Source organism: Streptomyces sp. NPDC057565 (assembly GCF_042801455.1).
Taxonomy (GTDB): Bacteria; Actinomycetota; Actinomycetes; order Streptomycetales; family Streptomycetaceae; genus Streptomyces; species Streptomyces yanii.
This window is the reverse complement of record NZ_JBHVFU010000057.1, coordinates 37735-47027: the sequence shown is the minus strand read 5'-3', so window position 1 is coordinate 47027 and position 9293 is coordinate 37735. Positions and strand designations below refer to the sequence as shown.

Here is a 9293-nt window from a genome sequence, read left to right as displayed (position 1 = left end):
GGTCCCTATAACAGGGACCACGGCGCCCAGGCACATCCGCCGACGAAGGGGCCTCGGCCATTGCCCGGCCGTCTGCCTCATGCACATACTGTCGGCCGACGGGGACCGACCACGCATGGGGGAGCGCATGACCGACAGCACCGGCACGAAGAGCACGGGCGGGCAGGGCGGCACGGCCGTCGCCGAGGAATCGGCCCGCGGGCCGATGGTCCGCGTCGAGGACCTGCACCGCTCGTACGGAACCGGCGCGGGCGCCGTCCACGCGCTGCGCGGGGTCTCCTTCGACGTGCCGCGTGGCGAGCTCGTCGCACTCAAGGGGCGTTCCGGCTCCGGCAAGACAACCCTGCTGAACCTGGTCGGCGGCCTCGACAGTCCCGACCGCGGCCGGATCACCGTCGACGGCACGGACCTCTCCGAGCTCGGCGAGAACGGGCTGCTGGAGCTGCGCCGGGACCGGATCGGCTTCATCTTCCAGTCGTTCGGCCTGATCCCGATCCTGACCGCCGCGGAGAACGTCGGCGTACCGATGCGGCTTCGCAAGGCGGATCCGCGCGAGCGGGAGGACCGGGTGGCGCTGCTGCTCTCCCTGGTCGGGCTCGGCGACCACAGTGCGCAGCGGCCCGGCGAGCTCTCGGGCGGCCAGCAGCAGCGCGTCGCCATCGCCCGCGCGCTCGCCAACCGGCCCGCACTGCTGATCGCGGACGAACCGACGGGGCAGCTCGACGCGGAGACGGGGCTCGCCGTGATGGAGCTGTTGCGCGCGGTGGTGCGGAGCGAGGGGGTGACCGCGCTGGTGGCGACGCACGATGCGCAGCTGCTGGGGCTGGCGGACCGGGTGCTGGAGCTCAGCGACGGGCATATCGCCGAGTACGCGTAGGGGCGGGGGAGAGGGGTGCCCGGGTTCGCCCCGGGCACCTCGTGTCGCCCATTTTCGGAATATGGGCGATCGGCCTGGCTCGGCGCATCAGAATTCTGTCAATTCGGTCCTCTGCCCGACCGTCTGTCCCATTTGTCGTAAATGCTCGGGGTAGCTTCGAGTTCGGCTGCCGCACCGGCCGCAGCCGTTCTGAAAGACAATGGGGCCATGGCACGCGGCAAGCTTCGGATCTACCTGGGTGCGGCACCGGGCGTCGGCAAGACGTACGCGATGCTCTCCGAGGCCCATCGCAGGGTGGAGCGGGGCACCGACTGCGTCGTGGCGTTCGTGGAGCACCACGACCGGCCGCGCACCGAGGTCATGCTGCACGGCCTGGAACAGATCCGGCGCCGCGAGATCGAGTACCGGTCCGCCGTCTTCACGGAGATGGACGTCGACGCGGTCCTGGAACGCGCCCCGGCCGTCGCCCTGGTGGACGAACTGGCCCACACCAATGTGCCGGGCTCGCGCAACGCCAAGCGCTGGCAGGACGTCGAGGAACTCCTCCAGGCCGGCATCGACGTCATCTCCACCGTCAACATCCAGCATCTGGAGTCGCTCGGAGACGTCGTCGAGTCGATAACGGGCGTACGGCAGCGCGAGACCGTCCCCGACGAGGTCGTCCGCCGCGCCGACCAGCTCGAACTGGTCGACATGTCGCCGCAGGCGCTGCGCCGCCGGATGGCCCACGGCAACATCTACAAGCCGGACCGGATCGACGCGTCCCTGTCCAACTACTTCCGCCCGGGCAACCTCACCGCCCTGCGTGAGCTCGCCCTCCTCTGGGTCGCCGACCGGGTCGACGAATACCTCCAGGAGTACCGCGGCGAACACAACATCCGCTCCACCTGGCAGGCCCGTGAACGCATCGTCGTCGGACTCACCGGCGGCCCCGAGGGCCGTACGCTGATCCGCCGCGCATCCCGCATGGCCGCCAAGGGCTCCGGCAGCGAGATCCTCGCCGTCTACATCGCCCGCAGCGACGGACTGACCTCCGCCTCGCCCAAGGAACTCACCGTCCAGCGCACCCTCGTCGAGGACCTCGGCGGTACGTTCCACCACGTCATCGGCGACGACATACCCTCGGCGCTCCTCGAATTCGCCCGCGGTGTCAACGCCACCCAGATCGTGCTCGGCTCCAGCCGCCGCAAGGCCTGGCAGTACATCTACGGACCCGGCGTCGGAGCCACCGTCGCCCGCGAGTCCGGCCCCGACCTCGACGTCCACATCGTCACGCACGAAGAGGTCGCCAAGGGCCGCGGACTGCCGATCGCCCGCGGCGCCCGGCTGGGTCGGGCCCGGATCGTCTGGGGCTGGCTGGTCGGGGTCGGCGGCCCCGCCCTCCTCACGGTGCTGCTCACCGGCCTGAAGGACGGCCCGGGGCTCGCCAACGACGTCCTGCTCTTCCTCTTCCTGACCGTTGCCGCAGCCCTGATCGGCGGGCTGCTGCCCGCCCTCGCCTCGGCGGCCGTCGGCTCCCTGCTGCTGAACTACTGGTTCACCCCACCGACCCACACCCTGACGGTTCAGGATCCGAGGAACTTCGTCGCCATCGTGATCTTCTTCGCGGTCGCGGTGGCGGTGGCCTCCGTCGTCGATCTGGCGGCCCGCCGTACCCATCAGGCGGCCCGGCTGCGTGCCGAGTCCGAGATCCTCTCGTTCCTCGCGGGCAGCGTCCTGCGCGGTGAGACGACGCTGGACGCCCTGCTGGAGCGGGTCCGCGAGACCTTCGCGATGGAGTCCGTGGCGCTGCTGGAGCGGAAGAGCGACGTCGACCCGTGGACCTGTGCGGGCAGCGTCGGCCCCGGGCCGGTCGCCCGTCCCGAGGACGCCGATGTGGACATGCCCGTGGGCGACCACATGGCGCTCGCGCTGTCCGGCCGGGTGCTGCCCGCCGAGGACCGTCGCGTGCTCGGCGCGTTCGCCGCTCAGGCCGCCGTCGTACTCGACCGGCAGCGACTGATCGGGGAGGCGGAGGAGGCCCGCCGGCTCGCCGAGGGCAACCGGATACGGACCGCGCTGCTGGCCGCCGTCAGCCATGACCTGCGGACCCCGCTGGCCGCCATCAAGGCCGCCGTCAGCTCACTGCGCTCCGACGACGTCGCCTGGTCCGACGAGGACCGGGCGGAGCTCCTGGAAGGCATCGAGGCCGGCGCCGACCGCCTCGACCACCTGGTCGGCAATCTCCTCGACATGTCCCGGCTGCAGACCGGCACCGTCACCCCGCTGATCCGCGAGATCGACCTCGACGAGGTGGTCCCGATGGCGCTCGGAGGCGTACCGGAGGACAGCGTCGACCTAGACATCCCGGAGTCGCTGCCGATGGTCGCCGTCGACCCGGGACTGCTGGAGCGGGCCGTCGCCAACATCGTCGAGAACGCCGTCAAGTACAGCCCCGACGGGGAACGCGTCACGGTGGCCGCCAGTGCGCTGGGCTCCCGGGTCGAGCTACGGGTCGCCGACCGCGGGCCCGGCGTCCCCGACGAGGGCAAGGAGCGGATCTTCGAGCCGTTCCAGCGTTACGGCGACGCCCCGCGCGGCGCCGGGGTCGGCCTCGGTCTGGCCGTCGCCCGCGGCTTCGTGGAGTCCATGGGCGGCACCCTCGGAGCCGAGGACACCCCCGGCGGTGGCATGACCATGGTCCTGACGCTCAAGGCGGTGTCGGGATACGTTCCGGTCGGCCCCGACCTGCCGGCGCAGGTCGCCTCATGATGTCCGTACCGCCTCAGTCAGCAGTTCCGTACAGCAGAAAGGCAGGTCCGCGATGACCCGGGTGCTTGTGGTCGACGACGAGCCGCAGATCGTACGCGCCCTCGTGATCAACCTGAAGGCGCGCAAGTACGAGGTGGACGCCGCGCCCGACGGTGCGACCGCCCTGCAGCTGGCCGCCGCACGTCACCCCGATGTCGTCGTCCTCGACCTCGGGCTGCCGGACATGGACGGCGTCGAGGTGATCAAGGGGCTGCGCGGCTGGACCCGGGTGCCGATCCTGGTGCTCTCCGCCCGCCACACCTCCGACGAGAAGGTCGAGGCGCTGGACGCCGGGGCCGACGACTACGTCACCAAGCCGTTCGGCATGGACGAGCTGCTGGCCCGGCTGCGTGCCTCGGTACGGCGGGCCGAGCCGGTCGGCCAGGACGGCGCCGACGACGTCGTGATGGTCGAGACCGAGGGGTTCACCGTCGACCTGGCGGCGAAGAAGGTCCACCGCGAGGGACGCGACGTGCGGCTCACCCCGACCGAGTGGCATCTGCTGGAGGTCCTGGTCCGCAACAGCGGCCGGCTGGTCAGCCAGAAGCAGCTGCTGCAGGAGGTGTGGGGGCCCTCCTACGGAACCGAGACCAACTATCTGCGGGTCTACATGGCACAGCTCCGACGCAAGCTGGAGGCGGATCCCTCGCACCCCCGGCACTTCGTCACCGAGCCGGGCATGGGCTACCGCTTCGAACGCGGCTGATGCCCGAGCGCACCGGATCGACGGCGGTCGGCGCCCCGCGCGTACCGGACGAACGTCAAGAACGGGCCGTACCGGATAGCCCGTTCGAGTGAGAGAGCGGACATCCGCCCGGACCGCCGTGGCCCGGTACCCTTCGGGTATGAGTGCTGTTCCACGTCCCGAGAAGGCGGAGAGGCCGTCCGGCCGTTTCCGCCGGATGCTCGACCGGCTGTCCAGCTCCCAGCAGGACCTGGAGTCGGAGGAGCTGCAGGAGGACTCGCAGGCATCGGGTTGCACGCGGATCTCCGACTGCACCGACCGCCAGATCGTCAAGGTGACTGGTACGTTGCGGACCGTCACCCTGCGGCCGCGCGCCGGAGTGCCCGCCCTGGAGGCGGAGCTCTTCGACGGCACCGCACCGCTCGACGTGGTCTGGCTGGGCCGCCGCTCCATCGTGGGCATCGAGCCGGGCCGCAAGCTCATCGCCTCGGGCCGGATCGCCATGAGTCACGGGCGCCGGGTGCTGTTCAACCCCAAATACGAACTCCGACCGCTCGGCAAGGAGTAGCCGGTGACGTCTCTCGACAAGCCGACGTCCGACACGGACCGCACCAACCCGACCGCCCAGCAGGAGGCCGACGCCAAGGCGGTCACCGAAGCCGCCCTCTTCGAGGCGTTCGGCGGCATCCGGGGGATGGTGGAGACAGTCCTTCCCGGGCTGCTCTTCGTCACGATCTTCACCATCGACAAGAACCTGCACGTATCGGCCATCGCGGCGCTCGTCGTCTCCCTGGTCCTCGTCGTCGTACGGCTGATCCGCAGGGACACCGTCAAGCACGCCTTCAGCGGGGTCTTCGGCGTCGCCTTCGGTGTGGTCTTCGCGATGATGACGGGCAACGCCAAGGACTTCTACCTGCCCGGGATGCTCTACACCCTGGGCCTGGCCCTCGCGTACCTCGTCACGACTCTCGCGGGGGTGCCGCTGATCGGCCTGATACTGGGCCCGGTCTTCAAGGAGAACCTCTCCTGGCGTACCAGGAACCCCGGCCGCAAGAAGGCGTACGCCAAGGCCAGCTGGGCCTGGGGACTGATCCTGCTCGCGAAGTGCGCGATCCTCTTCCCGCTCTACTGGTGGGCCGACACCGCGCAGCTCGGCTGGGTCCTGGTCGCCCTGAAGATCCCGCCGTTCCTGCTCGCGGTATATCTGACCTGGGTCTTCCTCGCAAAGGCGCCGCCGCCGATCGACGTCTTCGCCGAGATGGAGGCGGAGGAGGAGGCCGAGAAGGCCCGCAAGGCGGAAGCCGCCGCGGCCGTCCGTCAGCACGAGGTCTGACCGGCCCGCGACAGCCGAAGGGGCCCGGAACCGTCACTCACGGTTCTGGGCCCCTTCGGCATACAGGAATACGGGACGGCTGCCGTCAGCCGCCGCTGATCTCGCGGCGCACCGAGAGGAGGTCCTCCAGCTGCTCCTCGCGCGCCTGGGCGGCCACGAACAGCAGCTCGTCACCGGCCTCCAGCGTCTCCTCGGAGCTCGGCGTCAGCACCCGCGTACCACGGATGATGGTGACCAGCGAGGTGTCCTCCGGCCACGCCACATCGCCGACCTGAGTACCGGCGAGTGCCGACTCCGGGGGCAGCGTCAGCTCGACCAGGTTGGCGTCGCCGTGGCTGAAGCGCAGCAGCCGGACCAGATCGCCGACGCTCACCGCCTCCTCGACCAGCGCGGACATCAGACGCGGCGTGGAGACCGCGACATCGACGCCCCACGACTCGTTGAACAACCACTCGTTCTTCGGGTTGTTGACCCGGGCGACGACCCGTGGCACGCCGTACTCCGTCTTGGCGAGCAGCGAGACGACCAGGTTCACCTTGTCGTCGCCGGTCGCGGCGATCACGACATTGCACCGTTGGAGCGCCGCCTCGTCCAGCGAGGTGATCTCGCAGGCGTCCGCGAGCAGCCACTCGGCCATCGGCACCCGCTCCACCGAGATGGCGGTCGGCGCCTTGTCCACGAGCAGCACCTCGTGGCCGTTCTCCAGCAGCTCGCCCGCGATGGAACGGCCCACCGCGCCGGCCCCGGCAATCGCGACACGCATCAGTGACCGCCCTCCTCAGGACCCTCGGCGAAGGCCGCCTCGACCTTCGCGATCTCGTCCGTACGCATCATCACGTGGACGAGATCGCCCTCCTGCAGCACCGTCTGCGACGAAGGCAAGATGGCTTCGCCCAGTCGGGTGAGGAATGCCACGCGGACGCCCGTCTCCTCCTGCAGCGTGCTGATCTTGTGCCCGATCCACGACGGCGTGGTGTGCACCTCGGCGAGCTGAACACCACCGCTCGGGTCGCGCCACAGGGGCTCGGCACCCGACGGCAGCAGCCGCCGCAGCATCTGGTCCGCGGTCCAGCGCACGGTGGCGACCGTGGGGATGCCGAGCCGCTGGTAGACCTCGGCACGCCGCGGGTCGTAGATCCGCGCCGCGACATTCTCGATGCCGAACATCTCGCGGGCCACCCGGGCGGCGATGATGTTCGAGTTGTCGCCGCTGCTCACCGCGGCGAACGCACCGGCTTCCTCGATCCCCGCCTCACGGAGGGTGTCCTGGTCGAAACCGACGCCGGTGACCCGCCGTCCGCCGAATCCGGACCCGAGGCGCCGGAACGCCGTGGGGTCCTGGTCGATCACGGCGACTGTGTGCCCCTGCTGTTCCAGGGTCTGCGCGAGAGCGGCTCCTACTCGCCCGCAGCCCATGATGACGATGTGCACCTTGCGCCTACCTCGCAGTCCTGGTCGTCCGGCTGACCTGCGAAAACACCCTGCTCACACTCTTTCCTCAGCTTGCCGGGCAAACAACGGGGCAACGTTTTTCGGCGTTGCCCGGGATGAGCTTATGCGGCCACGGACGCGTCGCCTCATTCGAGTGTGCTTTCACCGCGGCGGTACCTGCAAAGGGGTGGTAAAGCGGAACGCCGGGGGTCGGCGCCCGTCGCCGGGCGCCGACCGTGTGCACAGCACATGACATCGGGCCCGGGGTCCGGACCCTTGAGCCGGGAGCTCACAGACATCTAACATGTCAGTTCATGGAGACTCTCCGGCCCGTCCAACGGACTCTGCTGCGGGACACCGCGTACGGGGCCATCCGCGACGCCATCGTCCGTGGCGACATCCCACCCGGCGCGTCCGTGCGCGACGCCGACCTCGCCGAACGGCTCGGACTCTCCCGTGCCCCGGTCCGCGACGCCCTGTCCCGGCTCACCGGCGAAGGTCTCGTCGAGAGCAAACCGCAGAGCTATACGCGGGTGACGCAGCTCGTCCCGCGCGACGTACGCGACGCCGCCGCCGTCGTACGCGCCATGCAGGAACTGGCCGCCCGCACCGCCGTACCCCTGCTCACCGACGCGGACATCACGGCGATGCGCTCGGCGAACGACCGCTTCCGGGCCGCGACCCGGGGCGGTGACGTCGCGGGCGCGCTGCGCGCCGACGACGAGCTGCACGACGTCCTCGTCACCGCCTGCGGCAACCGCGCCGTCGCCGCCACCGTCGAGCGTTACACGCCGCTGATCCGGCGCCTGGAATGGCGGCAGTTCGGCACGGAGAGCGCTGCGCACGGCTCGGCCGGACTGCACGACCGGCTGATCGAGGCGTGCGCGGCGCGCGATGCGGATGCCGCCGCCCGGATCACCGCGGAGATCTGGCGTGTCCTCGAAGAGCTGGCTGACGAACCCGCCGACGACGAACCCGCCGACGAGACATCGGCCGACGCGCCCTGACCGGCCGACCGGCCGACCACAGAAACCACCGGAACCGCAGAAGCCCGCCGAACCCGCCACCCCATGACGTCAGGAGCCCCATGACCACCTCCGCCTCCTCCGCCTCCCTCTCCTCGTACGCCCGCTATCCGCTCCTCTTCGGCCCCTCGCCCGTGCACCGCCTCGACCGCCTCACTGCTCACCTCGGCGGCGCGGCGGTCTGGGCCAAACGCGAGGACTGCAACTCCGGCATCGCGTACGGCGGCAACAAGACCCGCAAGCTCGAATACCTCGTGGCCGACGCCCTGGCGAAGGGCTGCGACACGCTCGTCTCGATCGGCGGCGTGCAGTCCAACCACACCCGTCAGGTGGCGGCGGTCGCGGCCCGGGCGGGCCTGAAGTGCGTACTCATCCAGGAGAGCTGGGTGGAGTGGCCCGACGCCGTCTACGACAAGGTCGGCAACATCCTGATCAGCCGCCTCGCGGGCGCCGATGTCCGCCTGGTGCGCGCAGGGTTCGGCATCGGCGTCAAGGAGAGCTGGGAAGAGGCACTGCGCCAGGTCGAGGAGGGCGGGGGGCGTCCGTACGCCATCCCGGCCGGCGCCTCCGACCATCCGCTCGGCGGACTCGGCTTCGCGGGCTGGGCGTACGAGGTGGCCGAGCAGGAACGCGAGCTCGGCGTCTTCTTCGACACCGTCGTCGTCTGCTCGGTGACCGGTTCCACCCAGGCCGGCATGGTCGCGGGCTTCGCCGCCATCGAGGAGGCGGGAGGCCGCCCCCGCCGCGTCCTGGGCGTCGATGCCTCCGCCGAGCCCACGCGTACCCGCGACCAGATCGCCAGGATCGCCGCCGCCACCGCGCAGCTCATCGGCGTGCGGCGGGAGATCACCGTCGACGACATCGAACTGGACGAGCGGTACCACGCGGGGACGTACGGCATCCCCGACGACACCACCCTCGACGCCATGCGGCTGGCCGCCCGCACCGAGGGCATGATCACCGACCCCGTCTACGAGGGAAAGTCGATGGCAGCCACCGTCGACCTCGTGGCGCGCGGCGAGATCGACCGGAACGCCACCGTCCTCTACGCCCATCTCGGTGGCCAACCGGCACTGAACGGTTACAGTGCGCTGTTCTCGTAGGGGGCGAGTGCAAGGATTCCGTTAAGGATTCCGTGGCGTTCTCGGCTAT

At 70.3% G+C, this 9293-nt stretch carries 9 protein-coding genes; 7 read left to right on the top strand and 2 right to left on the bottom strand.

The window, feature by feature from the left end:
• Positions 1-127 precede the first annotated feature (127 nt).
• The 5 genes from ACFU8W_RS42895 (at position 128) to ACFU8W_RS42875 (ending at position 5685) form a co-directional block, all read left to right on the top strand.
• A complete protein-coding gene (locus ACFU8W_RS42895; RefSeq protein ID WP_345514294.1) occupies positions 128-877 on the top strand; it encodes an ABC transporter ATP-binding protein in 750 nt (249 codons plus the stop codon).
• 207 nt (positions 878-1084) lie between these two features.
• Positions 1085-3628, top strand: coding sequence for a sensor histidine kinase KdpD (locus ACFU8W_RS42890; RefSeq protein ID WP_345514293.1), 2544 nt, complete (start codon positions 1085-1087; stop codon positions 3626-3628).
• A 52-nt stretch (positions 3629-3680) separates the two neighbouring features.
• Entirely contained in the window at positions 3681-4373 is a 693-nt protein-coding gene (locus tag ACFU8W_RS42885; RefSeq protein WP_037701205.1) for a response regulator, read from the top strand.
• A 139-nt stretch (positions 4374-4512) separates the two neighbouring features.
• A complete protein-coding gene (locus tag ACFU8W_RS42880) occupies positions 4513-4920 on the top strand; it encodes an OB-fold nucleic acid binding domain-containing protein (protein WP_345514291.1) in 408 nt (135 codons plus the stop codon).
• A gap of 3 nt (positions 4921-4923) precedes the next feature.
• Positions 4924-5685: a DUF3159 domain-containing protein gene (locus ACFU8W_RS42875; protein WP_345514290.1), complete on the top strand. Its 762-nt coding sequence runs from the start codon at positions 4924-4926 to the stop codon at positions 5683-5685.
• Positions 5686-5770: 85 nt separating this feature from the next.
• Here ACFU8W_RS42875 and ACFU8W_RS42870 read toward each other — a convergent pair whose 3' ends face one another.
• Positions 5771-6448 carry a TrkA family potassium uptake protein gene (locus ACFU8W_RS42870; RefSeq protein WP_037701202.1) on the bottom strand — a complete coding sequence of 226 codons (678 nt, stop codon included), beginning with the start codon at positions 6446-6448 and terminating at the stop codon, positions 5771-5773.
• Positions 6448-7116, bottom strand: a complete 669-nt coding sequence (locus ACFU8W_RS42865) for a TrkA family potassium uptake protein (RefSeq protein ID WP_026242838.1) — start codon at positions 7114-7116, stop codon at positions 6448-6450. Before ACFU8W_RS42865 ends, ACFU8W_RS42870 begins: the two co-directional genes overlap by 1 nt.
• A gap of 314 nt (positions 7117-7430) precedes the next feature.
• On the opposite strand from ACFU8W_RS42865, the gene ACFU8W_RS42860 reads away from it, so the two are divergent.
• Both ACFU8W_RS42860 and ACFU8W_RS42855 read left to right on the top strand, forming a co-directional pair.
• Positions 7431-8123: a GntR family transcriptional regulator gene (locus ACFU8W_RS42860; RefSeq protein ID WP_384049938.1), complete on the top strand. Its 693-nt coding sequence runs from the start codon at positions 7431-7433 to the stop codon at positions 8121-8123.
• An 80-nt stretch (positions 8124-8203) separates the two neighbouring features.
• Positions 8204-9244 (top strand): 1-aminocyclopropane-1-carboxylate deaminase, encoded by a 1041-nt coding sequence (locus ACFU8W_RS42855; protein WP_345514289.1) that lies wholly within the window; start codon positions 8204-8206, stop codon positions 9242-9244.
• Positions 9245-9293: the final 49 nt, after the last annotated feature.